Source organism: Pseudomonas sp. zjy_15 (assembly GCF_043101865.1).
Lineage (GTDB): Bacteria > Pseudomonadota > Gammaproteobacteria > Pseudomonadales > Pseudomonadaceae > Aquipseudomonas > Aquipseudomonas putida_Y.
The window spans coordinates 25,021-50,895 of sequence record NZ_JBICII010000095.1; the positions used below are offsets into that span (position 1 = coordinate 25,021).

Genomic DNA, 25,875 nt, shown 5'->3' on the forward strand with positions numbered 1-25,875 from the left:
GCTCGCGTAATCACGGCTGCGGATTACGTTGGCCTCAGTGCATTGAGCAGGGTATGCGTGGTGATCGTGTGCCTGCAGCGAAACCCGCATCTATGCGCATAGGGCGCTAGGGTGTTGGAGCGCTCCCAAGGACGGCGGAGTCAGTTTTTGCGGGCAACGATGGGGCAGGGCGTTGTTGGGCCGCTTCGGCGGAAATGCTCGCCTGTTTGTCACCCTTGAGCATGCCCTCTAGCCCGCCATCGTTCTGGAACTTCGAATACAGCGTGAAGAAACCGAACAGGCTGATTGCAACCACTGCGGAGCAGATGCCGCCAAGCAGGTGATTGCCGATGACCTTCGAAAATGGAGGCTTCAGTCCGTCGATCTTGCTTATCAGGGCTGGCTCCATCACATCGATGCGTGCCATGAACTCGCTCGTCATCAAGCTGGTTCGCATCTCCTCGCCGTGCTCTTCAAGCGTGATGTCGATGAAGTTCTTCGCCATCTGTTCAGCCTGGTTGCGATACATCCCAATCTGCTGCGGGGTGCACGCTACCTTCTTGAACGCCTGGTGATCGTCTTGCGGGTGAGTCTGCAGCCACTCGATCTTGTGTCGCTTGTATAGGGAGTAAGCAAGCAGACCCAAGAAGTCATCAGGTGCGTTCACCAGCTGACTAAACACGTCAAAGGATTCGCCGCTCAACGAAGAAACCGACTCCGCCTGGCTCGCCAGGGAAGGCGGCGAGGTATCGAAGTCGGTATCTTGTTTTGATGCGGCTTGCGCGATATCGGTGATTCGGCCGGTGGACGGTGCTGACAAGATTTTCCAGTCCAGTTCAGCGCGCTAGGCGCTCGTACGCCTTCTTCATAAGGCTGTTGATCGCGTCGGAGGAAAGCTTGGAAGAGCGGGCGGTTACGGTTTTCCGAGCACCTGAAGCGAGCATTTTGTTGCTCTGCTTGATGAGCGCAATCGATACGGTAGGCATCCAGACCTCCTGATCCAGAATGAGTACTTGACTCGTGAAGGCTATCTAGAGCCTTCCGTTGATCATTTTTGATCAACGGTAAAAGAATTTCAAGGATTCTCGTGCTCCAAATTACGCAAAAAACGCCTTAAACGCTGCCTCTGCACGACCTTTAGCGGCAAAAGGATGGTGATTTCTAACAGCGGAGCGTTCTACACGATTTCAACGTTCCAATCGGTTGGCTGATGGTACCTAGGAAGCCGTAGGCATCGCCTTGGTTGACTCTCATGCCGAAGGCATTTCCTGGGTCGTATACGCCGGTCAGGCTGAATCTACTGTTCGAGCGCTCCGGCTTCACGCGCTCGTTCTTCTTCGCACTCCAGAATCCAGTTCTGAGCGCTGTCCAAGACCATGAATGCGGTGTGTTTCGCGGCGTCTAAGCTGTCCTGCCAGCGCGGGTAAGGGGCAACGTAGCCACCCGTATGTGCAACCACTACGAGCCACCGGCCTTTGCTCTGCGGGATAAGGGTGATGGTGAAATCCTCAATCCGCGTTGTGTGGGAGCCATTCCCCAGCTCCGTCCATTGCGTGTTGCCATATGTGCGGAGCAACCGGCGCTTGAAGCGCACCATCTGCCGAACCAAGGCCAATAACTCGCCAGAAGGCCGTACCTCTCCCTCCAGGGCACGATTGATTCCTCTCAGAATCGTCTGGGGTTTTCGGTAGTCGCCTAACGAGCGCATCCGATCCATCAGTGCTGCTGGTGTCCAGCCCAGTTCCTCAAGGTCTTCGCGCAGATTCTCGACATGCACGGCAACGTTCTCGGTTTCGCTTGGGAAATCATCTGCATCGTTCATAAGGCACCAAAATGTCGTTAATCAAGTGACAATTTGTCATGCTGCTCGTGACATTTAAGCACCTTTGTACGGCTTTGCAAGCGGATGCGCTCAAATCATGGCGATGCCCCGGAGCCGCTAGCGCAGTGAGGCTCATGATCAGGTTGCTGCACGGGCTGCCATTGGCGCTCATTCGCGTTGAGATCAAGAGCCCCGGTCATCCAATCAGCACTCTCATGGATTGACCGAATGATGCCAGAACGCTTAACTGTACATATATACAGTTCAGGCGTTCCGTCATGGTCACCATCTCCGGCCCACTCGAGCCAAGTGGAGTGAAGCTTCCGCTCTCTTCCTTCCATGTCCCGGCAGGTTTTCCGTCGCCTGCTGGGGTATGCGCCGGGAGATGATGAGCCAAAGCTTCACCACTCGAATTGATGAGCCATGGGCTGTCTACTCCAAGTGAAAGGCTGGGACAACGGTAGGTTTGTTGGTGAGCGTTTCATTTCCGCTGCTGAGTGCCTGATACTTAGAGCTAACAAAGGGGACATCGATCTATGAAGGCGTTTTGGAATGCATTGCGCGTAACTGCTGCCCGGTGGCGGGCAAAGAATGAGGAGTACCGGGGCGGCATTGTGATGATCTGGGAAGGGGAGGTATACGCTTGGAAAAATGAGGTTCGAGATCCTCAATGCGAACGACCAGGCGTGTACGCAGTTGATGAGAAGGGACAAATCTATATCGCAGTAGGCGGTGATGACTACAACGGAGCAGAACGCTGGATAGTGAAACAGCCAGCGGTGGAGGATTGTTCAGGTTCAAACTGATCAAATATTCAGGGCCTTCTCTTTGAATTGTCACCCAAGCAAGCCATGCGCGGTAGAGGAGCTAGAGCGGCCCTGCCCATAGGGAGCAACAGGCATGAAAGACCTCAGCAGAATGCTTCTTCCTGATCACCCGATGTACACGGCAGCCGTCGAGGCAATGAAGGCGTATCACCAGGCGCAGGCGGACGGTATCACTGGTGCTGAGCTTGAGCGGCTGCGCCTGATGTCCGAGCATCGCTTCCAGGCGACTACTGACTACCAGCTTCAGATTGTGGGTGGCCCGGCAGAGACCAGTCATTAGCCGGAAGCTCTATGCGTAGGATGAACGAGGGTTGAGTTCGGAGTTGCTTCAGTTGATCCTCTGCCCTGCTTCATCAGCGTCATCTGGTGTAATCAGGGAAGACGGTAAAACCAATAGGAATGCAAAAAAGCCCGCAGTAGATCACCGGAGAGGGTGCGGGGGATCTGCAGCGAGCTAAGCACTTCGCGAAATCGCTAAGGTTAATGATGCAGAACGAACTCAGCTTCACAGATGTAATCCGACAGATACTTCGCCAGAACCCTGAGGGGCTGACACCCCAACAGATCCGAGAAATTGTGAAGGTGGAGTACCCCCAGCACGTTGGCACACCCAGCCATTTGAAAAACGTCGCGGCTGGCAACTACAAGGATCTGGATCATGCGGTGCTGGCACGAATCTACCTAGCGTGCAGAAGCGCTTCGGATATCACTGCAGACAAGAGCAGGAAGCCTCACCTGATGACGCTCCTGGCAGACGCAAATGCCGTCGAGATCAAGGCTGATGAATTCATTGAGGGGGAAGACCTGGCGAAGCTCGAGGCTGATGTCGGTACCCTGTACGTGCTTTCCACCGGTCTCTATACCGCCGAACAGGTCGAGATCGTCAAAATCGGAATTACTACTGGTTCGGTCGACAAGCGAATCACCCAGCTATACACGACTGGAGTGCCATTCCGCTTCACGATTTTGAGTCAACTTGAAACCACTAACTACTCCAAGCTAGAGCAGGCCTTGCACTGTTTGTTCGACAAGTATCGGATCAACAAATCGCGTGAGTTCTTTACATCGGACTGTCTACAGTTCATGCCAGAGCTAATCGCGATCCATCGCAAGATTGAGGAGGCGTGAGAAGCGGGTTTCGGTTTGAGGCGTTCATAGCATCGGCCGGAATCAGACCAACGTAGCTTTCTAATTCGCGGGTCGCTCGTTGCCTGAACGCGAGTTCGAGTCGAAGTGACCGGTGATGCAGCTAAGATAGTGGAGCAATGCCGGCGAGGAGGACGTGCCTAACGGGCGCTTCATCTAGGCGTTGACGAATCGCGACTTTGCAGCAGGGTCATTAAAAATGATTTGGTTCCTCGGGGACGTTCATGGCCATTTTGATCATGTGATCCGACTTGTGAAAAAACATCGGCCCGAGGCAGTGGTCTTCCTGGGTGATCTTGAATGTAGCCTACCCCTAGACGTCATCCTGCGGCCGATCCTAGGGCTCACGGAGGTATGGTTCATCCATGGTAACCACGACGTCGACCAAGTCTCTTATTGGCAGAATCTGTATGGCAGCGGCCTGTCCGAGCGCAGCTTGCATGGACGAGTAGTAGAAATCGCTGGCTACCGCGTAGGTGGATTGGGAGGTACTTTTGAGGCTCCAGTTTGGCGTCCAGGGAGTCCTGATACAGGCATTCAAAACTACTCGGATTTTCTTGAGCGCTTGGCTGCTCGGCCGCAGCACGAAGACTTCATTGCGACGAAAAAACGGCACGCGCTGTCCGCGATATTCCCTGACGACTATTTCTCGCTCGCGCTCGAAAAAGCCGACATCCTGGTTTGCCACGAAGCACCGAGCTGCCATCCCTATGGCTTCTTCGAAATCGATGAGCTCGCGCTAGCCATAGGCGCAAAGCTGGTGGTGCACGGCCATCATCACGATTCCTTGGATTACAGAGCCGACTGGCCCCGGTTGGGCTTTGAGGCCTATGGCGTTGCTTTCAGGTCAATCATGGGCATCGACGGCTCGGTCATTAATTGATGATTCGGTGCCGGGGCTGCGAAGCTGCTTATCTAGCAGAGGTCGTGGCTCCGGGCTCGTAGGGCCGGCTACTCTGTGAAAGGCGTGGTGTTGGTGCTAGCGGGCTTTGCGGGCAAAAGAAAGCCCGCTGCTAGGCGGGCAAGGTCTATCACACGTAGGGATAACACAAAGAATGCGCTACCCAGTGTGAAAATAAGGTGAAGGCGTTTGCCCCTATCGCTGAGGTAGCACCTAGCCGAGCGATAGCATCCGTTTTTGAAAAACATCGGTCTTCCGTTATCGAATTACGCCAAGTTTTTGTTTTTAAAGAGTACACCTACTTGGCATCGCCGCAAGACTGTTTCGCTTTTGAAACACATTTGCAGCCCTAGTGGAAAATTGTTCTTGGCTTTCGCTAGGTTGGACTACGCTTTCGTTAATCGTTATGACCGCGAGCGGAGTTGTTAATATGAATGAGGCGAAACTCATACCAGCAATTCAGCTTTATCACAATGAGCATAAGATCTTCACTCCTCCGGAAGATGAGTTGCAGACGATGAAGCTCGATATGGCCAGTACATGCAATATAGCTTGTGATTACTGCTTCGTTGATGAAGGTCACGCCTTGCCTGGGCCCAAGCTAATGAGCGTTGAAACTATTACTAAGTCAATAGCGTGGTTTGCACAGGGTCGGAACAGTAAAAGTGAGCCTGCTGCGGTGGTCATGTTCGGCGGTGAGCCGCTATTAAATATTAAAGGCGTAATTGCTGCTTGTGAAAGAGTAATAGATCTTCGGAGTCGGGGGGTGGATATAAGGCTTCAGTTGATAACGAATGCAATGTTAATGACTGATAAGGTCGCAGATCTTCTCGGTAAAGCTGAAGCAACAATTATGGTCAGTGTTGATGGGGGGCAAGAGCTACATGACTCCCACAGGATTGATCACCGTGGTCGCCCTACCTATCAGAAGGTCATGCGCGGTTTGAAAGTTCTAAAGCGGCATGTAAAAAGTGAGCGGATTTGGGCGCGGGCTACCATGGCGCCAGGGGCTTCTGAGCTAGAATATTTTGATGAGTTGACTAAATCTGGGATTTATCAGATAAGTTTGGGCTACATAGATGATGCGCTGCCAGCTGACTTGACAAAAGAAAACTATAAAGTATTAATTGACGAGTTTCTAGAGAGGATGGTCGCTTTTACGAAAGAGGGTAAGCCTGTTCAGGTTCATCCGTACAGTACATATCTTTCCTTGATTTATGGTGAATTAGGGAAGGGTGAAGTATGGCCAAGATATGACTGCGGCGCAGCGACTAGGATTATTAGTATTACACCTGATGGTTCCATCTATCCATGCGAGCAAGCAGTTATAGTTAGGAACACACATCAATGGGCCCTTGGCTCGGTTGATACCGGTATTGATAAGGCTGCGGTTCAAAAATTCCTTGCTGAAACTTCGCGAACTCACTCCGGCTGCACTAACTGTGGTAGCTCAAAAATGTGTGATCAGGGTTGTAAGGTAGAGTCGACCGTGCATGGGACTCGTGACAGCTGTCATGGATACGAATCGAAACTTTTGGTGTTATGGGAGAGGTTGCGTTATTGGTACCTAAAGCTGTCCGATGAAGATCCGGGGGTGTTGTTAAGGCTCATTGATCCAACAGCATACAGAGTGGTCAGAGTTAATTAAGAATTTGAGCGCAATGGAGGTGATATCATGACGTCAAATAGTTCTGTAGATACCATGGCCTTGGCAATCTGCGATCGCTTATGTCTGAATCATGACTTGTATTTGGAGTTCAAGGAGAATCCAATGCTTGTCATAAATAAGTTTGTTTTAATCGCCGCTGAGCAGTCGCTCGTGCTGAAGCAGGTTCAAAAAAAGATGGATAAGGTGAAGCTTGAAGCTCATTGGAAAAATCAAGTTTCCTGCGCTTGTCGAGATGTTTACTATCAGTTGCCTGTCTAAGTAGGAAGCTTTAGTGGCTGAAAAATGTTAGTAGCCACTTAAGGTCGCCTGAAAATTTATAATGCTTAAGCTTTGGAGGATTGCATTGAGGCTCACCTTAAGGTTTCTGCAAAAATATGTATTAAAGAGAGACCGAAGGTGGCTTACTAAGGAAGTAGCTACAGGAAGGCTGAGCACATGTCATCCGAAACCATTGCTTATCGGAGCAGCAGTCATGAAATACCTCAGCAGAATCCTTCCTCCTGATCATCCTATGTATGCGGAAGCCGTCGAGGCGATGAAGGCGTATCACCAGGCGCAGGCGAACGGTGTCACTGGTGCTGAGCTTGAGCGGCTGCATATGCTAGCCGAGCATCGCTTCCATGCGACCACGGACTATCAGCTTAGAGCTCCAGCCATTGGTATGGATAGCTGAGTGGTATTGATCAGTCGTTGAGCCATTAGGCCGATGACCTGCAGGTCGCCTACCTCCTGGCGAAGCTGTGTGAAATGGTACATCTGACGACCTGGTGTGAAGACGACGTTCTTGCTCATGATAGGCTCCGCTCGGGATACATTGGGTGCTTCGAAGATAAGCTTCCTGATGAGTCCTGCAGAGGATCGAATCTTAAGAATCCTGGTGTAAGGCTTCTTTTGGTGCTCCATGGCATGTGCTTTGAGGGCGGCGAAAATTCTCGCTTTGGTCGGTCGAATGCGCCCTGGGCGATGTCTAGCCTAGAACCGTCGCGTTGCCCGAAGGGGCTGCAGGCTGCAAGAGAATGCCGTTCTTGGGACGCCTCGTTCGGAGAACAAGTACCACTGCTTCGATGGAGCGGAAGCGTGATTAGGATGATTTTTGGATTGATATTTTGGGCCTTCGTTACGCTTACGGTCTTAGCCGCGACCTTCATTCCTCTGTTGGTAGTAAGCCTATTCGCCCTGACGGTGCTCATTGGAGACGACAGCTTGGTAAACCCATTGGTCGTCTACGGGATCTTCCCTACGGCGGTTGTAGCTACGGCCTACCTAATGTACCGCTATGGCCGGCAGATCGCCGATTTCGTCCAATCCTTCTCGCCCTAGAGGGCTCATCCAAGATGCTGCAGCTGAACTCGTGATTCTCTAGATGCTTTTTTTAAAAAGCATATGTTGCTTCTTGATGTATTCCATGGGATGCTTTTAGCCATCTGAAAAGGAGCCTTCCATGAGCGACATCATTTCCTTGATCGAGAATGTTGCTAAGACCAAGAGTGACCTAGCTTCCGCGTCTATTCGGATGCCAAAAGAGCTCTATTCCTTCATTGAAGGGCTGGCTGACCATCTCGATATGAGCCGTCAGGAGACTATGCTCAAGCTGCTTGAGAAAGGTGTTGAGCTAGCCAAGGTCGCGCTGAAGCTCGATGACGAAGTGGAAGCTGCAGCAGAAATCGAGTCCCTGCCGGCTTCAAGCTTTCACATCCTGAACACGAACAAGCGTCATAGCGTCGAGGATCATGAGCGCATGCTAAGCGAGGGCTGTGCGGCTGCGTTTTATGCCCCCTGGAAGCTCAACATTGATCGGATCAACCAGGGTGACGTCGTCTTCCTGTACGAGAACGGCAAGGGCATCGTTGCTTACGGAAAGGGCACAGGCGTTACTAAAAAACGCATGCACGACGGCCAGATCGACGAATGCCACTACCAAGAGCTTGAAGGGTTTGAGCGCCTTGAAAAACCGATCTCGGCTGCGGAGATCAAAAAGACGGTTCAGAAGAACGTCGTACTCCTCCGGACGATGTCTCCGATGCCGGAAGGTCAGTTACTGCTGGATCTGATCAAGAAACGTGGGTAAACGTCGGGAGCCCAGAAAGCAAAAAACCGCCAAAAAGGCGGTTTTCTGTGAAGCAATTTTCTTCTGCAGTATATGCCCTAAGGCCGTCGCGAAGATCCGGTACTGCTCCAGTATTCCTCGCCAGTGATGAAAATGTTATCGCCCGCGAATCACTATGTCAAACAGATTGGCTGTTCGGCTTCCGATTAGGCGATCAGTTTCTGTGGTGAATCTTCATCAGCTATGGCCTTGTAAAGCTCTCTCAGGTCAGCAACAGCTGCTTCAAGCTGGCCTTCGCCAAACCCTTTTCCCCAATCTTTGGCGACCTCCTGGTACAGCAGCAGCTCCTGCCGTTCGGCCTCAAGGGCTGCGATACGGGCATTCGCCGTTTCCAAGTCGGTTGCTACGGTGGTGAGCGCTTGGAGCTGATCGCGCGTCTCCACCAGCCTCGTTTTGGTCTGCTGGTAGTCCGTGACCCCGATAGTATGAAGCAGCGAATTCTTCATCAGGGCCTTTTCCGCCTCAGCAAGGCGCAACGTGTAGTGTGTATTACGGCCTCGACGTGTCTGGCCACGTACCCGGTACTCAGTCACTGGCGGCAGGATACGGTTTACGGATACCGACTCCACCATTTGGCAGACTGCCCAGCTGTCCTTGCCGCTACTCCCCCATGCCGGCAGCTGATCCAAGGTTGCGCGCGAAAGCTGGAAGGACGTTTTGTCAGCGCTGCCTGGGTCATTTGAGGTAACCGGGACGACTTGGCAAACGCCCCTGCCAGCCTTAACCACGATCGCCAGGCGGCGTTTGTGCATCTCACCCTTTTGCAGTGTGTCGCAGTAGCGCTTGTTCGTACGAAGCACGCCGTCTTCGCGGCCGATGGTCTGGATGAACCCGTAGTCGACCTCAACCACTGTGCCAGGCTGAACCACCCTGGTCAGTGAGCTACCGGTCTTTTTCAGCGTCTGCTGAAGGTACTCTTCGCCCACCGCACTGAAAATCTTGCTCAGAGTCACTGTGAACTCGGCAGGAACAACGCCAGGAGCCGTGAGCTTCTCGACGCTTTCTACAAACCAGCGGTAGTTGGCAACACCGGTGAATTTCTTGATGCAGAAGACTTTGAAGTCACCGCTCCCAGGCATGAGCGCCTCGGAGATCGAGCTATATGTCTCTTTGCCCAAGAGAGACACACTGATTGCATCCGTCGCCAGGTCTTTGACCTGCTCTAGATACCTGATGACGATCGTGTCCATGCATTTCCTTGGTGCAAGCGGTGAGGTCGAGGGGTGCAAATATGCCATAACTCAGCGGCCTCCGTAGCTACTGGCCAGACTGCAGAGGTTGGGCAGGAGTGCGAGCTGCTGGCACGTGGGTGGACGTAGCAACGGACAGCCCTTGGTAACGCACATTGAGGCCCTTGATCAGGTAGCGGTTAGTCCGGTCAAAGTCCATGGCATCGTTGCCGCCTGGGTCGCCAGAGCGGAACGTAATCAGGTTCATCTCCATCAACAGCGTGATCGCCGGGCTCACAGCATGACGGCCTACATCGGTGTACTCGGCGATCTTGTCGTAGCTGATCACGGTCAAGCCATCGTCGTCCGGGTAATCACGGTGACGCATCGCGAGCAACAAGACGTAGATCTTGAGTGCCTGCAGCGAGAGGCGCTTGTTGAGTCCAAAAGCCTTCAGCTTCACCAGCGTCGTCTCTGGGTTCTCTGTCGACTGGTCTTTTTTGGGCCCACGGCCATGGTAGAGCCAGCTTTTAGGGATCTTGGAGAAGCTCTTTTCCTCGAGCCAATTTTCGACGTAGATCAGCGATCCGCCCCTGGGCTTACCAGTATCACGGCGAATGTACCCGCCGTTCTCGAGCACCTGGAGCGAGCGTCCAACCACATTCCGTGCATGGCCCACCAGCTTGCCAAGCTCCTCGTAGGTCGTCTTGGCTATGCCGGTGTGGTAGTTCGCCCGAGTGCAGATAGCTAGGTACACCTTCAAAGCTGCCAGTGAGGTGTTCATCGCTACCAGGTCGACGTGCTTCTCAGCATTCAGCTCACTGAATTTTTTAAGGCCACCAGAGGTAACCCAGCCCTTGGGCATCTTGGCCCAGCGAAGCTCAGGAATCTCCCACTTGCTCATTTACCGTTCCTCAACAAAGCCAAGCTAAGTACCAAAGAAATGCAAAGCGGGAGAATTAGTGGATCGGTCGAGAAAGCTTTCTCGGCAAAAGTAATCAGGTCAGTCATGGGAATAGGCTCCGTTCCTCGATGACGCCAAAATTACTCGAACCTCGCTGCGGGTATCTAGATATAGGCGTTTTACGCTGAACACCTCAATGCCACAGACTGCGTGCCTTTCAGAGGGAATTCTACGGAGCTCATTAGTATTTTGCAGAATCTTGTTTTTCATCAAAATATGAGTTTTGATTATCGTTCTAGTAATTTTGCAATCAGAAGTGAGGGTTTGATATGGCTGAAGCCAAATTGCCGATTGTCGATGGGCAGCTGGACTTCCACCTCAAGGTTGCCAAGCGCAAAGTCCGAGCCGTGGCCTATGAGGATGGCTTCACTTTGCAGATTGAGCACTCCGACCTAGCGCACACCCTGACCACCCAGCGCGGTAGCCCCAGGGTGTTCAAGAATCTCACTACCGTGGCCACCTTCCTGAAGGACAGGGGAGTGAAGAGGTTCACCGTGATACTCGAGCAGCGGAGCTCTGATGAGAAGGCAGCTAAGAGCAGTGTGAAGGTCACAGCCAAGGCCGATACCGGCGCAAAGGCCAAGAGCACATCTAGGCGAGGAGACAGGTCGTTGAGCTTCGACAGGGAGTGACGGGCAAGCCCTTGGTTGTCGACGGAGGTGTCGCCCATGGCGCGTGCATGTCGCTTCTTCGGGCACGGAGTGGCTGCCTGGCTGTAACCAGGTCAAGTGGACGCCCCTCTTGGAGGGGGTAGGGAGGGCCATCGCAATCAAGCGGGATGATGTCGGAACAGATTGTCTGCGCTGATGGCATTGAGCTATGATCATGAAATTACTTATCAAATGCGCTAGGGCGTCCCTTTAAGGGCGTTAAGTACTTTCATTGCCTGGGTCGCTGTAAATGAACAAACCGATTAAATTCCCAAGAATACGTTGGTCGCCCCTGTGGTCTGTTGAGATACTTATCTGGATGGTTGTTCCAGTGTTGATGTTGTTTCGTCAGACTTACGTGTACGGGAATAACGCTATTGACTTTTTCGTTCGAGAAAGCTTTGGGCAAGTGATCATAGCGACGCTGTTTGTTCTTTTTCCAATATTTTTTAAGCAAATCTTCTCAAGCTTTCCTTTAGAGTTTTTGCTGAAAGGTAAGGCTTTCCAGCAGGCTTCCACCGGCCTAGAATTTACTGCCCCACCTAGGGCTGGGGATGGTTCAGACGGCAGCCATGCAAATCGCTCTCGGTTTTCGAGCGGAACGGATCTTTTATTTGATCAGGCTGAAAATTCCCGCAATTTGGCCAGAAGCATTTATGGGCGTGCCGGAGTATATCTACTTCTTGGTACATTTGTGGCATTTTCCGGCCTTGCTTTTTTCTATATCCAAACGCCCGTCCTAAATGAGCCGGGTCAGCTCATCGACAAGCTGGTGCTTTTGGCACCGAAGTTCGGAATATTGTTCTTCATTGAGTTTGTTGCGTTCTTTTTCCTGAGACAGTATCGATCGGCTATGGATGAGTTTAGGTATTACGAGTCGATCGCAAGAAGGCGGGAGGAAGTCAGCGCGCTGCTCATACTCTCAGCTGAATCCGAGCCGAAGATCAATTTGATGGAGCTTCTGAAAAGCGACTGCTATTTCTCAAAGGTTTCCGCACTTGAGAAAGATCAGTCTACAGAGATCCTTGAAGCCAGAAAGCTGGAGAAGGGCGAACTTGAGCTACTAGGGAAAGTCGTTGAATCGGTTGTCAAGGCAAAAGGCTAGGGTCGCTAACGTACGGACGCTAGTGGTAAGGCAAGGGGGCGGCCTAGCGAGACGCATGTGATGTACTTTCTCTGCATGGCCGCTGGAGGGAGTTAGCACCTACCCAGCAGAGTAGGTGCGTATCCTATTGCCGAATCGTCGTTGCCGACGAATGTCACAGAGCGGCTAAAGGAAGAGCTTAAGCCGCCGCCCTGATTGTCAACCTTGCATCATAGATGGGCAGGGTGGCTCGTTTTAACAAGGCTTGGACAAAGAAATTCAACGAGTTCTTGGAACATTTTCCCCTTCGACGCTCGAGGTAAAAGTCTCGCGAAGCTCTCCATGCCAGGGCAACCATGCCGAAGACTGCGGCGCAGTAGATCGCAAGGATGATGCTGGTAACGGTATAAGCTGTGAGATTGTGAAGGTATGGAGCTGCTTGCGCTTTCAAGCTTTCATTGTTGTCCAATATCCTGAACGTTGCGTTCATTGCGATCCCGACGAAGCCGAGGGTGAAAAAACCGCGAAACAGCTTTATGCTGAAAATGTGATTAATGATGCTTTCTCCAAGAGTCAGCGCATTTTCTTTAAAGCTTTTGCTAAGGGTAATGACCTTATCAAGGTTCTCTACAATTTCCAGGTAGGAAGCCTCGGAGGCATTAATGTGCCGCTTCAGCCAAGCACTCTTATAGTCCTCTAGCCTGCTGCGGGAGTAGGTTGTCTCGTTATCTAGGATGCCGTGCTTCTTGAGCATAAACTGCCGGTATTCCGGCTCGTATCGGCGTGCCAGCAAGTATAGAGTGATTAGCTCGAACGTAGCGGCAACGAGACAAAGTGGCAGGGTGAGCTTGGAGTCTGCGACCTGAGCAGCAAAAGACCCGACCATGAAGATAACGGTCAACAGGATGAAACCGATGGCAAGCTTATAGGTCTTTGTCTTGGGGCCCGACGCAATCGTGGATGGGCCGAAGGCAAGGTTGTACTTCATTGCAACTGTTTCAATTTTTTCTAACGTTAGAATTTCCATTTTTCTCTTGTGTTAAATCCATTATTGCAGTCGTAATTCTAAATCAAAGCACTGAGTGACAGCCCTGATGAATGACTGTCCACGGCACCTTACCGCACCTCGGCAGGGCTGTCAGCTCTGTATCCCATGCCGTGTGTATGTCGCCGCTACGGGCTCGAAGGGCCGCCTACGCTTTCTGCGCAGGGGGCGAGAAGCTGGGTATCTGAGGAGTCCTTGCGAACAAGGTGGTGAAGGAGGCTAGCCCACGCCAACCCTTTGCTTAGAGATGTTTGGTCTTGGTCGTTGCCTCTCGTACCCGCGCAACCTCAAAGTCTTTCTGTACCAACTCTTTCAGGAGCTTCAACTCCTTTTTGTATTCCTCCAACGACAAACCTTCTTCCAAGCGTCGAGTTAGCTCGCCTTCGCGTTCGAAGTAGGCATCCATCGCGCGCTGCATGTGTACAGTATTTACAGTCTCTGCATAGTCCGCTGATGCAGCTAGGGCTAAGTGCAAATAAGTGTTAATCGACTTTGTGTCCAGATGCCCAGTCCACTGTGTCACCTGAACTTTAAAAATCTCGGTATCTAGCAGGTTGCGCCGGAACTCATCTTCGTTCGTAATCTGATGCGTACGGATAAGATCTATGAAAAGCTTTGTAATAAAGCGGTGTCTAAACATGTGGGGGAAAATAGGTGTCTCAATTCCGGATGCTACTTTTAGTTTCTCGATTTCGTTGTATAAGTATTTACTTGATAGCGGTCGGCCATTTCTCTCGGAGACGAAGAAGCGTCGATGGTCTGTGCCATCTTTGTATTTTTTCTTCATGATATCGTTACGCTGCCTTTCCACATAGTTGTTCAAGTGGTGCAGAAGCGTGGGTAGAACGGGCACCTCCCTAAAGCTAAGTACGCCGTGCTGCTTCAAGGTGGTTAGTCTCAGTGTGGGGTTTTTTAGTTTTTTTGCGGCTTTAATATCATCTATTGTAAGCTGTTCAATTTCTGAGCGTCGTGCCCCAGTGTCAGTTAGTAAATCAATAAGCAGCGATCGTCTTACTTTGACGAACAGAGACGATTTTTCTTTTCGAGCAGTATCTCTAAGAAGCGCTATCTGCTCAGCTGTAATTGGGTTTATCTTCTTTTTCCGTGAGGGAGGGCCAAAGGAGTGATGTGATAAATATGTCTCGGTTCTTATTTGGCCTAGTTTGTCCTTATATTTGTATGTTTTCTCTGTAGCGCGAATCCTGCCTTCGGGTGCCACAAAATTTGGATAACCATGCAGTCGGCCCACAACTCCCAGAAAATCAAGCCATACGCGACCTATCTCGGAAATGGTATCCTCGATTCGCTTTGGTTCGCTCGGGCTTATTGGCGACCGTTCTTCCCGTAACTCAGTAATGTAGTCTGTGAAATCGCCATCTGTAAGCATTATCGGATCTATTTTGTCGTGGTAGCACCGACGTAATAGTTGGCTCAAACTTGCAGCATAAACCCCCATCGTGCCGCCGTCCTGCCCTGAACGAGATAGACCGCGCTTTGATCCGCGGCCCTTCCTGTTGAAGAGGCTGAGCATATAGAGGTTTCCGATGATGCACGGAGATCCATTCGGCCAATTCATAAAAGGGATGTTAGTTGCATCCCGTAAACTTGTGCGGCCGTCAGAATAGTGACTGAAGGTATCAAATTCGCCCAGCAAGCTATAGAGCTTGTGCGTCGACCGCTCCTTATTCTTTTTTGCGGTAGTCATTGATGTCAGCCACTGTATTGGATGAGACCCTAGGCAGCGGTGTCTCGGTGAGATTGAAAGGAGGAATGCACAGACTGGTGATGGATAACAGGCTAGCAATCGCGTCAGACGACCATTTTTCTATGATCTTGAAATCCTTGGCATCACGGAGGTCTCGGAACTGTCCGATCGCCTCCTGAAGGCCTCGGAGCAGCAGGTAGTTCGTCTGGCGCAGCATTTCCAGCTCTGATTCAACATCTTGAACCTTGAGGCTGAGTCCTGACTTGGTGCGCTTGTTACTCTTTGCCTTCTTGCGCTCCTCACGCTCAAACGCCTCAATAGCCTTCATTCGCAAGGCATTGAGGCTGTTGAAGCCACCGATCAGGCACTCATCGCTGTATTTTTTCAGCGTATTGAGACTGGTTGGAAAGGTGTTGGTGGCTTGTTCCCCGCCTGCACTCACAACGCGATCCAGCGAAGCCAGGCCTGCCTGGCTATTGAGGGCGCTCCGCAGCTGGGCGTCCTCAACAAAATCGCTCGGCTTTGTGATCACCTGAGCAAGCAGGCGCTCAAGAGCCAAGACTCCCGCCTTGGCTGCGTCGCCGCGTGAAGGGCGATCTGTCATGCTGCTGCTCCAGACTTGAGGCGAGCTACGACCTTCATGTGTTCACCATTAGCATCAGTGAAAAATTCAGGCGCGATCTCGACCATGCCTTCCTTAATTTTGTCATTGATATAGTCTTCCAGTTCAGAGCTCGGAATCAACCCAAAATCGTCAGTACCATATCGTTCTTTGAGCATCTCAGCTAATACTGTGAAGTTCTCGATATTGCCGACGTGTATGTTTTCTGCTGCAAACTGAGCCCCAACAGAGTTAAGCAGGGCGCCGTCTGTGCTTTCGGTAATATAATTGTAGACGTGCTGGAGGTTCGCGTGACCAAGCATCCAGCGCAGCGTGTCGAGGCTCGAGAAGCTCCCACAGTAGAAGAACAACATTGCAAAGAAACGGCGCATTTGGTGCTGACGGAGATACCAGCGCTGACCGTCATCATTCACCGGTGTTTCAAAATAATCGCAGAACATGTCAAGGTTGCGATTGTAAGCAGTGTTACTCGAATCAATGAATTCTCGCGTCCCACGCATTTGTGGCAGTGCAAATAACGTTTTATACGACTTGATATAGCCGATTTTCAACAAGACTTTCTGCATCTTGATCAGGTTTTTGATCATGTCGACAGCAATGGGCTCGATCGGGCGAGCTTCTGTCCGACGCAGGCCAAACAAGTGCCTGGTGCTCTTGCCGTTACCGAACAGTAGCCATTCTTCAGTCTCGTCTAAACATTTGTCAGCTTTCAACGAATACAGCTCGCTGACGCGCCTTGCCATGAGTATGCCGATAGTGAGCTGGATGCCCCCGGCGTACACGGCCAGCAGGTCGTACAGACCTACGTTTGACCTTAGGTTCGTATAGAACTCTTCCTTGTCGCCCTTGATAGACTCGCGCAGGGTCTTGGTGTCGATGATCCGGGCGCTCAAAGAGAGGCGCGAAACGCCAAGGGTAACCAGGTAAGGGCCAACGATGTGTCTGACCTCTGCCTCGGAAAGCGTAGAAGGGTTCACACCGCGCTTTTGGCACTCGATAGCGATACGACAAAAGCCTTTGATGATCTCGGATCCATGCTCAATGTGCAGGTCAATGGCGTTGCGCAGGGACGTAAACACCAGATCCGACGGCACGGTACGGAATCGTCCTTTGGTGCCAAGCTCAGGGGTGAAGCAATCTGCTTCTTTCAGTGCTTTGAACGTAGGCGCCGGCAGGCCGATTTCGTGGAGCGTACCGAGGTTATAAACAGCGCTTCTGTAGGTGAAGAACGTCTGGTCACGCATTAGCTCAAGCGCACCCGTGTTTGTTCGAACTCCTGGGAATTCTCGGGTGAAGAGTGACGTATCGTCATTGAACCCGAGGATAGAGTGAACTGGCTTGAACTGGTTTTTACCCCACAGCACATTCGGGTATAGGATGCCCGAAAGCCTGATTGTGTTTGGTTGATGGCCATATTCGACCTGCGGTGTGCCATACAACCCTCGGATGTACAGCGCAGCACGAATCGGCGGAATCAACTCGTAGGGGATCCCTAGCTCGTCGTCATCCTTCTGCTCGTTGGTGATGACGAGAAGCTGTGGACGCTCTCTGAGCGCACTGAGAGTTTCCATCTCGCTGGTGTCTGCCAAGATGCTATGGCAGAACTCTCGAAGCGTCGGCGTCCAGTTGTAAACCGATTCTGCGCTCGAAGGCGTTTTGGAGAAGGTCTCAAGCATCTCAATGAGGTTGCCCCCTGTGAGACCCGCGAGGCCATACGTGGAAAGCTTGTAGCGCTTATCGTTGATCAACAAAAAATCGATGATCTGGCATGCTCTGCCAAACTGCTTTGCCTGTTGGCCTTCCAGCTCATTTGTAGTGCCCAGGTCAAAGTCGCGACGGGTGCTTGAAGTAAGATAGTACTTGAACCCCAGCAGGAGCTCTTCGTTCTTCGCGGCGAGCAGCGAACTACCATCCGAAAGCGTGATTTCCCAATCGAGCTCCTTGGGATTCTTTTTGTAGCCAAACGAGTACTGCCACTTCGGGGCATCGAAGTCGCTAAGCAGCCAGGGTGCTGTCTTGTATTCCTCACGCGGAGAGTTGAGCAGAGGGGCAAGGAATTTCAGTTCAGGCGGCAGTAGCATAAATCAAACTCTCCATTTGGCTAGCGTCAATCTGAGTTTTAGCTGTAGCCAGGTATTCTTGAAGCTCGAACTCGTAACCTTCGGTGATCTCGTTGACGAGCAGCTTTGTCAATTGCGCCCAATACATGGCCTTAGCGCAAATCTCGTCTTGACGATTGGACTTCCGGACTGCTTCCTCAAGAGAGAGGAGGGCGGTCAGAATACCGACGTCGACAGAAATCATTACCCGGTCAGCGCTGTCGTCGTTTGCTGCTTGCTTCGCGTTTTTCTTGTTTTTCTTAGTCGGGACTTCCTCCCCTGTGCGGTCGCGGGCCGCACGATAGCCCTCTGGATCGCGCATCGCTTCAGGAATATCCTTGAGGGCATTATTTTCCAAGAACTTGTGCAACTCTTCCATGGACTGAAAGTTTGACACTTTTAATAAGTGTTTGCTGTCTTTCATTGCATGGCAGATGATCCCGCGTTGGAATGCTCGAATCCACCTGGTTTGGAAAAACGCCAGAATCGGCTCGGGCAGATAGCTGCTCAGAAGATCTGGCGAGACGTTAGTGTGACCCAGTGCGGCAGCGGTTTCGGTCAGGCTGTTGTTCGCAATGTAGAGCAGTACTGCTCGAGTAGCTCTCAGGGACGTGATCGAGATTCTGCAGATGAACTCTTCGATCTCTTTTTTTGGCAAATCGATGAATTCAGCAAACTCTCCAGCTAAGTGCTGGTAGCGAGTTTCTAGCGTTCCACTGTTCCAGTTCGTGGGCTTCATCTTAGTGGGGTACGTGATGCCCCTGGAGCACTGGATGAATAGTTGTCGCCACGCATCGTCACCTTCTGCACGCAGGTAGTCGCGCAGCGGTTGAGTGCTGCGAATGATCTGACGCACGCGAACGGCGTCGCGAGGTCTCAGCTTAATCTTGATCTCGGCGTTGGCTCCGCCTTTCCGATCTTTGTAGCCGGTGAGCTGATAATATCCATCGAGTTTGATGAAGCCGGTCAGATCGCCCTTTTTGTCGTAGAGCTCAAAGTTATCCAGAAACGATTGTGTGATGCACGGATACTCATGTACCAGAAGGATCTTGAACGGGTACAGGTCGTTAGCGGATGGCACCTGTAAGAAACTGTTAAGGTATTCTCGGTTTATGATTTTGCCGAATCGTTTGGAGAAGCCATCGTGGACGTATCCAAATCCGTGCTCTTTGAAGGCGGCGCATACGTCTTCAGGTTTAACGTCTTCAAACTCCGCGTGTGTGGCATAAATAATTTTTTCGGGGTTGCCAGATTTTGCTAGTCTATCACGTGACTTCTGAGCGTTTGCAGTACTCCAGGCTTTTTTGTTAGCCCAGCGGTACAGCGCGTCATTGTCGGATTTGATGCTTTTGAAAATGAGCTCGATTGCCTGGGTGTCAGTGAGGTGATAAGGGATTTCGGTGATCAGTTTGACTTTGATCACCTCGCCCTTTGCATTTTTTTTATTGTTAGTGTTCGCGCCTGCTACATGTTGGACGGCCGGTTTCGGAATTGAGCCTGCATAGGGCTTCACCCATATGCCGGATGCAAGCATCGTTGAGTTCACCAACTGGATCATTGCCGCGTAGGACTTAGTAGCCGTCGGGATATCATTTCCTCGTTCGTGCTGATCCGTGAAGTAATGAAGCATGTACGCTATAAAGACGCGTTTGATTTGAATTGGATCCTGGAAAGTCTCTACTGGCCAGGTTTCCGCTCGTTCGGAAATGAAGTCCAAAAAGGCGTTGAAGTCTGAACTTCTTGGGCGTCGCATCTTGAGGAAGTGCTGACGCATGCATTTGTAGATTTCTTCTGCGAACTCAGACCCGTGCGAAATCCATACGTTAGCTAGCGATATATAGGCGACCTTGTCGTTCATATACTCGACTGCCCAGCCATTCCAAAAGCGTACAGCCTGTGGGTCAAGATTGTCTTTGATCGCTGTCCAGTACTTGGCGTTGAACTTCGGCCAGCCGTCCCGACCGCCATTCTCTTCAAAGGTCGGGAGCAATGGGATCTCTTTAGCCATCTCTTGCAGCATGCGCACGAACTCTCGTGCATAGCTGTTTCGCAGCGGTCGCGTAAGGTCGATGAAGGTAGGGTCGTACAGCGCTCCTAGGAATCCTCGGACGGTGCGTTCGAAGGCTGGGGAGGAGAGGCCGAGGTAGGTGACGGTGCTGCCAGTGATGTTGCAGTAGGCGTCGAAAATCTTGGTCAGCTGGCCCATGCCGTCGCGTGCGATTGGCTCGTAGGAGCGGTGCATGAGCGCCTGGACATCCAGGGGCAGAGTGGTGAACGGATAGTTCGCCAGAGCCAGCGATCCTTTGATAATTGTCAGATTTTCCATAAAGCCATTGATCGTCTGTAAAGCCCGTGATATCTATAGTCTGACAAATCTGACAAGGCTGTGTAAATGACAAAATCGTCGAGCGTAGCCTGGATGCCGATCTGGCCCTGGCGCTGAGCCTTAACGGCCGCGAGTTGCTTCGTGACGACCCGCCCCTGAAGATTCTGCTGATGTCGGCGACGCTGGAAGGCGAGCGCCTGTCGCGGCTGTTGAACGATGCCCCGGTGGTCAGCAGTGAAGGGCGCATGCATCCGGTGGATATCCGCTGGGGGCGGCCGTTCCAGCCAGGCGAGTTCATCGAACCACGGGTGGTGGACAGCGTGCTGCATGCGCTGGCCGACCAGACCGGCAGCGTGCTGGTGTTCCTGCCTGGGCAAGCCGAGATCCGCCGGGTTCACCAAAGCCTTCAGGACGCCCTGGGGGCACGCCCCGAGATTCTGCTGTGCCCGTTGCATGGCGAGCTCGACCTCAATGCCCAGCGCGCCGCTATCGACCCGCCGGCCAAGGGCCTGCGCAAGGTGGTGCTGGCCACCAACATCGCCGAAACCAGCCTGACCATCGATGGCGTGCGCGTGGTGATCGACGCAGGGCTGGCCCGGGTGCCGCGCTTCGACCCCGGCAGCGGCATGACCCGCCTGGACACCCAGCGCATTTCCCGCGCCAGTGCCACCCAACGCGCCGGGCGTGCCGGCCGTCTGGAGCCCGGCGTGTGCTACCGCCTTTGGTCCGAGGCCCAGCATGACCAGTTGGCCGCCCATGGCAGTGCCGAGATCCTCCAGGCCGACCTGGCCGGGCTGGCCCTGCAACTGACCCGCTGGGGTGTAACCCCCGAGCAGTTGCGTTGGCTCGACCAGCCACCGGCTGCAGCGTTCGCTCAGGCGCAGGACCTGTTGGCGCGACTCAGCGCCTTCAAGCCGGGCAGCCGCGACAACCTCAGCGAACATGGCCAGGCCATGGCCGAACTGCCGGCTCACCCACGCATCGCGCACTTGTTGCTGCGCGGTCAGGACCTGGGCCTGGCACAGATGGCATGCGATGTGGCTGCACTGCTGGGGGAGCGGGACATTCAGCGCGGCGGTGGTGCCGACTTGCACAGCCGCCTTGCGCTGGTCAGCGGTGAGAGCAAGGCTGCGCGTGGCGGCCAGGGTGGGGTGCAGCGTGCTCGCCAGCTGGCCCGGCAATACCGTGGCCTGTTGCGTGGCAAGGTTGGTGCGCCGGTCGCCGACCCGGACCACCCTCGCTGGTTGGGCGCCCTGCTGGCGCTGGCCTACCCTGACCGGGTCGCCCAGCAGCGCCGGGCGGGTGGGGCTGAGTATCGGCTCGCCAACGGCCGTGCGGCCCTGTTTGGCGAAGTCGATGCCTTGATGAAGTGCCCATGGCTGGTGATCGCCGACCTGGGTAGCCGCCAGGGGCAGCGTGAGGAGCGGATCTATCTGGCAGCCGAATTCGATCCGGCGTTGCTCGAGGGTGTACTGGCCGAGCAGGTCGAGCGGTTCGATATCCTCGATTGGGACGAGCGCGAGCAGGTGTTGCGCGCCGAGCGCCAGGTGAAGGTTGGCGAACTGGTCCTCAGCCGCGAGCCGCTGCCCGGGCTGGATGACGAAGCCAGGGCCCGAGCGCTGCTTGGCCTGGTCCGGCGCAAAGGTTTGAACCTGCTGACCTGGACGCCCGAGCTGCGGCAATGGCAGGCACGTGTGGCACTGCTGCGTCAGCTCGACCTGGAGAAGGATGGCCACAGTGAATGGCCTGACCTGGGGGACGAGGCCCTGCTGGCCAGCCTGGAAGACTGGCTACAGCCTTACCTGAGCAAAGTATCGCGTCTCAGCCACTTTGCCGCGCTGGACTTGCCGTCGATGCTGCGTAACCTGCTGCCCTGGCCGCTGCCGCAACGCCTGGAAGAACAGGCCCCGGCGCATTTGGCCGTGCCGTCCGGCTCGAACATCCGCCTGGATTACAGCGAAACCCCGCCGATTCTCGCCGTGCGTCTGCAAGAACTGTTCGGCCTTGCCGACACCCCGCGCATCGCCAATGGCCGGCAGCAGGTCAAGCTGCACCTGCTGTCACCGGCGCGTCGGCCGGTGCAGGTGACCCAGGACCTGGCCAGTTTCTGGCGCACGACCTATGCCGAGGTGAAGAAAGACCTGAAAGGGCGATATCCGAAGCACTACTGGCCGGACGACCCTCTGGTGGCCGAGGCTACCGCCAGGGCCAAGCCGAGAGGGAGCTGATGCACACCACCGAGTGCGGGGCAGGCCGAAAAATCATGCTCTGGCCACGACGTGTCAGTGGTCGTGCCATTTATCGTATTGCCCCCGTCAGTGAAGCTCGATCTGCCTGCCTCAACAGGAACGTGATCACTTCGCCTTCCTCGACGTTGAGCCAGGCTACCCACTCCCCACTCCTGTGCGGCGTATCCGTGAGGGCGCCGACCCTGTAGCCCCGCTGGTCGCGCAGATGGCAGACAAGGCCTTCATCTGTCAGCGCCAGCGGCTCGATTTTCCAGTATTCGCCAACCTCTGCATGCCAGTAGAAGCCCAGATAGCCATTGCGGCTGAATCCTAGCTTCTTGGTCTCCGGGCGCCCTGGCATGCTGATGCGGTAGTGCAGGCGATCGTTGGTCCGCGAGTGGTAATGAAAGTCCATCACCGGCGAGTCCTGCCTACCTCCCGCCTGCAACCAGTCATCCTCGGGGGTAATGCCCCAGCCGAATTTGTCTGTACTGCGGCTGAGGCGCAGCGGGATGTCTCGGTCGACGGCGCGCATGTACAGTTGGCCGCGAAATGACCGGGCGTACCCTGCCTTGATGGTTTCGTTCATGGTGCACTCCTTGAATGGCGTTGAGGGTGTGCACTCTGGCGCCAAGGCTGGGCAGCCGGCAGATCGAAAACATTCCCCGGTGGCCTCAGGTGCTGGCTTCACCTTCCAGCAACATGAACAGGCGATACAGCACCACGGTGCTGAACAACTGCAGGAAGCCGCTGAGGCTGTCCATGGCCAGTTCCATCCCTGGTGATGGCTCGGGGAAGGCCATCAACAGCAGCCCGTCGATCAGCCAGATCGGCGCCAGCACGCCTAAAACGCAGATCATGATGCGCATGAAGTGCCCGGTGGTCATGCTCGCGCTTTCGCGCATCGCCTGCACCACCGGCCGGCCGCGCAGTACCAGCAGGTACTCGGCGAACACCAGGTTGATCATGATCCACACCCCCGGGAAGATGAACAGCGCAAGGCCGGCCATGATCAGCAGCGAGCTGATCAGGATCAGCAGGGCCAGTTGTGGCCACAACTGCAGGGCGCGGGCGAACAGGTCGCGCTTGGCGATTTCCTGGCCGTTGCTGCGCGTGTCCAGGTACAGGATCAGGGCTGCGCTGTACAACGGGTAGAACAACAGGCTGACCAGCATGCCGTAGGCCGGTGATGCCTGGTCGCCCAGCTGTCGGTCCAGCAACTGGGTGAGCAGGGCTTCCACGACCACCAGCGGCAGGCACAGCTGGAGGATGTTTGGCAGGTGACGGCGGAAGAAGTACAGGGAGTCGCGCAGAACGCTCAGCGGATTCATCAGTCAACATCGCATGGCAGTAAAAACAGGGGCCTAACTTTAGCCCAAAGCAGGCCTGGGGCTGTCACTTGCTGAAAAAAGTTTCACCGCAGCAGTGATTGAATCCCGCGCCTGTACGCCCCATCTTTGACGCTGTCCGTTGTCCCGCTACCCCACGAGGTCGCCCCATGAACACTGAAGAACAAACCCTGATCGACGGCCTGTTCGGCCGTCTCAAGCAAGCCGAAGACCCGAGCCAGCCGCGTGACGCGCAAGCCCAGGCGTGTATCGAGCAGCACGTGCGTCAGCAACCGGCGGCGCCTTACTACATGACCCAGGCGATTCTGGTGCAGGAGGCCGCGATCAAGCGCCTCGACGAACAGAACAAGCAGCTGCAAGCCGAGCTGCAACAGGCACGTGCCCAGGCTCAGGTGGCACAAGCCGCCAGCAGTGCGCCGAGCAATGGCGGGGGTGGCTTCTTGTCCGGCATCTTTGGTTCGGGTGGGCGCAACGCGGCCCCGGCGGTGCAGCCACAGCGTCCTTCGGCGCCCCCAGTAGCGTCCGGTGGTGGCTGGCGCGAGCCGTCGGCACCTGGTTTCGCCCGGCCTCAGGCGCCGCAGCCTGGCTATGGCGCCGCGCCTGCGCGCAGTGGGGCCAGCAGCTTCCTTGGCGGGGCCATGCAGACTGCCGCCGGCGTGGCAGGTGGTGTGTTGCTGGCGCAGGGTATCAGCAGCCTGTTCAACCACAACTCGCAACCGGAGGAAGTGGTCGAGGTCATCAAGGAAGAGCCGGTACCAGCCAGTGACAGTGGCGGCTGGAACGATCAGGGCGGGCAGCAGCAGGTGGCTGACAACGGTGGCTGGGGCAGTGACCAGGGCGGTTACGCCGACAGTGATTACGGCAGCGATGATGGCGGGTTCTTCTCGGACGACGACTCGTTCGTCTGACAGGTCTGGCATACTGCTGGCATTTCCGGGGGCGCTTTGCGCCCCTTCGCGGGCACGCCCGCTCCCACAGATGTACGCGCGATACCTGTGGGAGCGGGCGTGCCCGCGAAGGGCTGCGCAGCAGCCCCCCCCAGCACTCCAGGCCAAATGAGGTTCCCAGGTGAAAAAGATCGCGCTGTTCGCCGATGTGCAGAACCTCTACTACACCGTACGCCAGGCCCACGGCTGCCACTTCAACTACACCGCCCTGTGGGCTGACGTCAGCCGCGAAGGCCAGATCGTCGAGGCCGTGGCCTATGCCATCGACCGTGGCGACAGCAAACAGCAGCAGTTCCAGCAGATCTTGCGCAACCTCGGTTTCGATGTGCGCCTCAAACCGTTCATCCAGCGCAGCGATGGCTCGGCCAAAGGCGACTGGGATGTGGGCATTACCCTGGATGTGATCGACGCGGCCAGCCGGGTCGACCAGGTGGTGCTGGCCTCCGGCGACGGTGACTTCGACCTGCTGCTGGAGCGGGTAATCCAGCGCCATGGCACCGAAGCGGTGGTGTATGGCGTGCCGGGGCTGACGGCGTTGTCACTGATCCGTGCTGCCACCCGCTACGTGCCCATCGAAGGCGCGCTGTTGCTCAAACACTAAGGTCTTTTCATGGAACGTATCGCTGTCATCGACTTTGAAACCACCGGCATTTCCCCCGGTACCGGCTGCCGTGCCACCGAGGTGGCGGTGGTAATGCTCGAGGGTGGGCGCATTGTCGAGCGCTACCAGAGCCTGATGAACGCCGGTGTGCCGGTGCCGGCCTTCGTCGCAGGGCTGACCGGCATCACCACCGCCATGCTGCGTGGTGCGCCGCCGGTGGACAAAGTGATGAACGAGGTGGCCGAGTTCGTCGGTAGCACCCCATTGTTGGCGCACAACGCTGCTTTCGACCAGAAGTTCTGGGACTATGAGCTGGGCCGTATTGGCCGCAGCCGCAGCCAGTCCTTCGCGTGTTCCCTGTTGCTGTCACGGCGCCTGCTGCCCACCGCGCCCAACCACAAGCTGGGCACTTTGACACGCTGGGCTGGGTTGCCTGACACGGGCACCGCGCACCGGGCCATGGCCGATGCCGAAATGGCCGCCAACCTGCTGCAGCATCTGGCGGGTGTGTTGCACCAGGACCACGGGGTTCAGCAACTGTCGCACGAGCTGCTTTGCCGGCTGCAGAAAACCCCGGCTGCGAAGGTGCGCGAAGCGCTGGCCAAGTATCGTCAGGGCTAGCAGGTGATCGTCTG

At 54.5% G+C, this 25,875-nt stretch carries 26 protein-coding genes and 1 pseudogene; 15 read left to right on the top strand and 12 right to left on the bottom strand.

From position 1 onward, the window contains the following. Positions 1 to 106: 106 nt before the first annotated feature. The 3 genes from ACF8EF_RS16965 to ACF8EF_RS16975 all read right to left on the bottom strand — a co-directional run bounded on the left by ACF8EF_RS16965 (position 107) and on the right by ACF8EF_RS16975 (position 1,801). Positions 107 to 799: a hypothetical protein gene (locus tag ACF8EF_RS16965; RefSeq protein ID WP_340623414.1), complete on the bottom strand. Its 693-nt coding sequence runs from the start codon at positions 797 to 799 to the stop codon at positions 107 to 109. Between the two features lie 16 nt (positions 800 to 815). Next, positions 816 to 965 carry a hypothetical protein gene (locus ACF8EF_RS16970; protein ID WP_340623413.1) on the bottom strand — a complete coding sequence of 50 codons (150 nt, stop codon included), beginning with the start codon at positions 963 to 965 and terminating at the stop codon, positions 816 to 818. 311 nt (positions 966 to 1,276) lie between these two features. After that, positions 1,277 to 1,801, bottom strand: a complete 525-nt coding sequence (locus ACF8EF_RS16975) for a hypothetical protein (RefSeq protein WP_340623412.1) — start codon at positions 1,799 to 1,801, stop codon at positions 1,277 to 1,279. A gap of 388 nt (positions 1,802 to 2,189) precedes the next feature. On the opposite strand from ACF8EF_RS16975, the gene ACF8EF_RS16980 reads away from it, so the two are divergent. From ACF8EF_RS16980 to ACF8EF_RS17020, 9 genes are all read left to right on the top strand, one after another. Beyond that, complete coding sequence (locus ACF8EF_RS16980) at positions 2,190 to 2,246, top strand: hypothetical protein (RefSeq protein ID WP_392529275.1); 57 nt, start codon at positions 2,190 to 2,192, stop codon at positions 2,244 to 2,246. A 91-nt stretch (positions 2,247 to 2,337) separates the two neighbouring features. Further along, a complete protein-coding gene (locus ACF8EF_RS16985; RefSeq protein ID WP_392529235.1) occupies positions 2,338 to 2,607 on the top strand; it encodes an antirestriction protein ArdR in 270 nt (89 codons plus the stop codon). A gap of 94 nt (positions 2,608 to 2,701) precedes the next feature. After that, positions 2,702 to 2,908 carry a hypothetical protein gene (locus ACF8EF_RS16990; protein ID WP_392529236.1) on the top strand — a complete coding sequence of 69 codons (207 nt, stop codon included), beginning with the start codon at positions 2,702 to 2,704 and terminating at the stop codon, positions 2,906 to 2,908. A gap of 206 nt (positions 2,909 to 3,114) precedes the next feature. Further along, positions 3,115 to 3,756, top strand: coding sequence for a GIY-YIG nuclease family protein (locus ACF8EF_RS16995; protein ID WP_340623409.1), 642 nt, complete (start codon positions 3,115 to 3,117; stop codon positions 3,754 to 3,756). Between the two features lie 217 nt (positions 3,757 to 3,973). Continuing rightward, positions 3,974 to 4,657 carry a metallophosphoesterase gene (locus tag ACF8EF_RS17000; RefSeq protein ID WP_340623408.1) on the top strand — a complete coding sequence of 228 codons (684 nt, stop codon included), beginning with the start codon at positions 3,974 to 3,976 and terminating at the stop codon, positions 4,655 to 4,657. A 448-nt stretch (positions 4,658 to 5,105) separates the two neighbouring features. Then, a complete protein-coding gene (locus ACF8EF_RS17005) occupies positions 5,106 to 6,323 on the top strand; it encodes a radical SAM protein (RefSeq protein WP_392529239.1) in 1,218 nt (405 codons plus the stop codon). Positions 6,324 to 6,350: 27 nt separating this feature from the next. Then, positions 6,351 to 6,602, top strand: coding sequence for a hypothetical protein (locus ACF8EF_RS17010; protein ID WP_340623406.1), 252 nt, complete (start codon positions 6,351 to 6,353; stop codon positions 6,600 to 6,602). 214 nt (positions 6,603 to 6,816) lie between these two features. Beyond that, a complete protein-coding gene (locus tag ACF8EF_RS17015) occupies positions 6,817 to 7,017 on the top strand; it encodes a hypothetical protein (RefSeq protein ID WP_392529241.1) in 201 nt (66 codons plus the stop codon). A gap of 768 nt (positions 7,018 to 7,785) precedes the next feature. Then, positions 7,786 to 8,412 carry a hypothetical protein gene (locus ACF8EF_RS17020; protein ID WP_340623404.1) on the top strand — a complete coding sequence of 209 codons (627 nt, stop codon included), beginning with the start codon at positions 7,786 to 7,788 and terminating at the stop codon, positions 8,410 to 8,412. A 185-nt stretch (positions 8,413 to 8,597) separates the two neighbouring features. On the opposite strand, the gene ACF8EF_RS17025 is transcribed toward ACF8EF_RS17020, so the two are convergent. Then, positions 8,598 to 9,641: a hypothetical protein gene (locus tag ACF8EF_RS17025; RefSeq protein WP_392529243.1), complete on the bottom strand. Its 1,044-nt coding sequence runs from the start codon at positions 9,639 to 9,641 to the stop codon at positions 8,598 to 8,600. 67 nt (positions 9,642 to 9,708) lie between these two features. Further along, entirely contained in the window at positions 9,709 to 10,524 is an 816-nt protein-coding gene (locus ACF8EF_RS17030) for a hypothetical protein (RefSeq protein WP_392529245.1), read from the bottom strand. A gap of 329 nt (positions 10,525 to 10,853) precedes the next feature. Between ACF8EF_RS17030 and ACF8EF_RS17035 the strand changes: the two genes are divergently transcribed. Beyond that, positions 10,854 to 11,216 carry a hypothetical protein gene (locus ACF8EF_RS17035; protein WP_392529246.1) on the top strand — a complete coding sequence of 121 codons (363 nt, stop codon included), beginning with the start codon at positions 10,854 to 10,856 and terminating at the stop codon, positions 11,214 to 11,216. A gap of 268 nt (positions 11,217 to 11,484) precedes the next feature. Then, positions 11,485 to 12,339, top strand: coding sequence for a hypothetical protein (locus ACF8EF_RS17040; RefSeq protein ID WP_392529248.1), 855 nt, complete (start codon positions 11,485 to 11,487; stop codon positions 12,337 to 12,339). Between the two features lie 178 nt (positions 12,340 to 12,517). On the opposite strand, the gene ACF8EF_RS17045 is transcribed toward ACF8EF_RS17040, so the two are convergent. The 5 genes from ACF8EF_RS17045 to ACF8EF_RS17065 form a co-directional block, all read right to left on the bottom strand. Next, positions 12,518 to 13,345, bottom strand: coding sequence for a hypothetical protein (locus tag ACF8EF_RS17045; RefSeq protein ID WP_392529249.1), 828 nt, complete (start codon positions 13,343 to 13,345; stop codon positions 12,518 to 12,520). 259 nt (positions 13,346 to 13,604) lie between these two features. Further along, complete coding sequence (locus ACF8EF_RS17050) at positions 13,605 to 15,068, bottom strand: tyrosine-type recombinase/integrase (RefSeq protein WP_392529251.1); 1,464 nt, start codon at positions 15,066 to 15,068, stop codon at positions 13,605 to 13,607. Beyond that, on the bottom strand, positions 15,046 to 15,672 hold the full coding sequence (locus tag ACF8EF_RS17055; RefSeq protein WP_392529253.1) for a hypothetical protein: 627 nt from the start codon (positions 15,670 to 15,672) through the stop codon (positions 15,046 to 15,048). Before ACF8EF_RS17055 ends, ACF8EF_RS17050 begins: the two co-directional genes overlap by 23 nt. Continuing rightward, entirely contained in the window at positions 15,669 to 17,771 is a 2,103-nt protein-coding gene (locus ACF8EF_RS17060) for an integrase (protein ID WP_392529255.1), read from the bottom strand. The genes ACF8EF_RS17055 and ACF8EF_RS17060 overlap by 4 nt, the downstream gene beginning before the upstream one ends. After that, on the bottom strand, positions 17,755 to 20,115 hold the full coding sequence (locus tag ACF8EF_RS17065; protein ID WP_392529257.1) for a hypothetical protein: 2,361 nt from the start codon (positions 20,113 to 20,115) through the stop codon (positions 17,755 to 17,757). Before ACF8EF_RS17065 ends, ACF8EF_RS17060 begins: the two co-directional genes overlap by 17 nt. 68 nt (positions 20,116 to 20,183) lie before the next feature. Here ACF8EF_RS17065 and hrpB point away from each other — a divergent pair. Beyond that, positions 20,184 to 22,343 (top strand): annotated as a pseudogene (gene hrpB, locus ACF8EF_RS17070) (ATP-dependent helicase HrpB); the annotation flags it as partial. A 70-nt stretch (positions 22,344 to 22,413) separates the two neighbouring features. Here hrpB and ACF8EF_RS17075 read toward each other — a convergent pair. Both ACF8EF_RS17075 and ACF8EF_RS17080 read right to left on the bottom strand, forming a co-directional pair. Further along, positions 22,414 to 22,932: a hypothetical protein gene (locus ACF8EF_RS17075; protein ID WP_176683228.1), complete on the bottom strand. Its 519-nt coding sequence runs from the start codon at positions 22,930 to 22,932 to the stop codon at positions 22,414 to 22,416. 85 nt (positions 22,933 to 23,017) lie between these two features. Next, positions 23,018 to 23,674 carry a YciC family protein gene (locus ACF8EF_RS17080; protein WP_010955396.1) on the bottom strand — a complete coding sequence of 219 codons (657 nt, stop codon included), beginning with the start codon at positions 23,672 to 23,674 and terminating at the stop codon, positions 23,018 to 23,020. A 167-nt stretch (positions 23,675 to 23,841) separates the two neighbouring features. Here ACF8EF_RS17080 and ACF8EF_RS17085 point away from each other — a divergent pair, with 167 nt between their 5' ends. The 3 genes from ACF8EF_RS17085 to ACF8EF_RS17095 all read left to right on the top strand — a co-directional run bounded on the left by ACF8EF_RS17085 (position 23,842) and on the right by ACF8EF_RS17095 (position 25,861). Continuing rightward, a complete protein-coding gene (locus ACF8EF_RS17085; RefSeq protein WP_176683230.1) occupies positions 23,842 to 24,600 on the top strand; it encodes a DUF2076 domain-containing protein in 759 nt (252 codons plus the stop codon). A gap of 160 nt (positions 24,601 to 24,760) precedes the next feature. Continuing rightward, complete coding sequence (locus ACF8EF_RS17090) at positions 24,761 to 25,240, top strand: NYN domain-containing protein (protein WP_004576858.1); 480 nt, start codon at positions 24,761 to 24,763, stop codon at positions 25,238 to 25,240. A gap of 9 nt (positions 25,241 to 25,249) precedes the next feature. After that, a complete protein-coding gene (locus tag ACF8EF_RS17095) occupies positions 25,250 to 25,861 on the top strand; it encodes a PolC-type DNA polymerase III (protein WP_176683231.1) in 612 nt (203 codons plus the stop codon). Positions 25,862 to 25,875 lie beyond the last annotated feature (14 nt).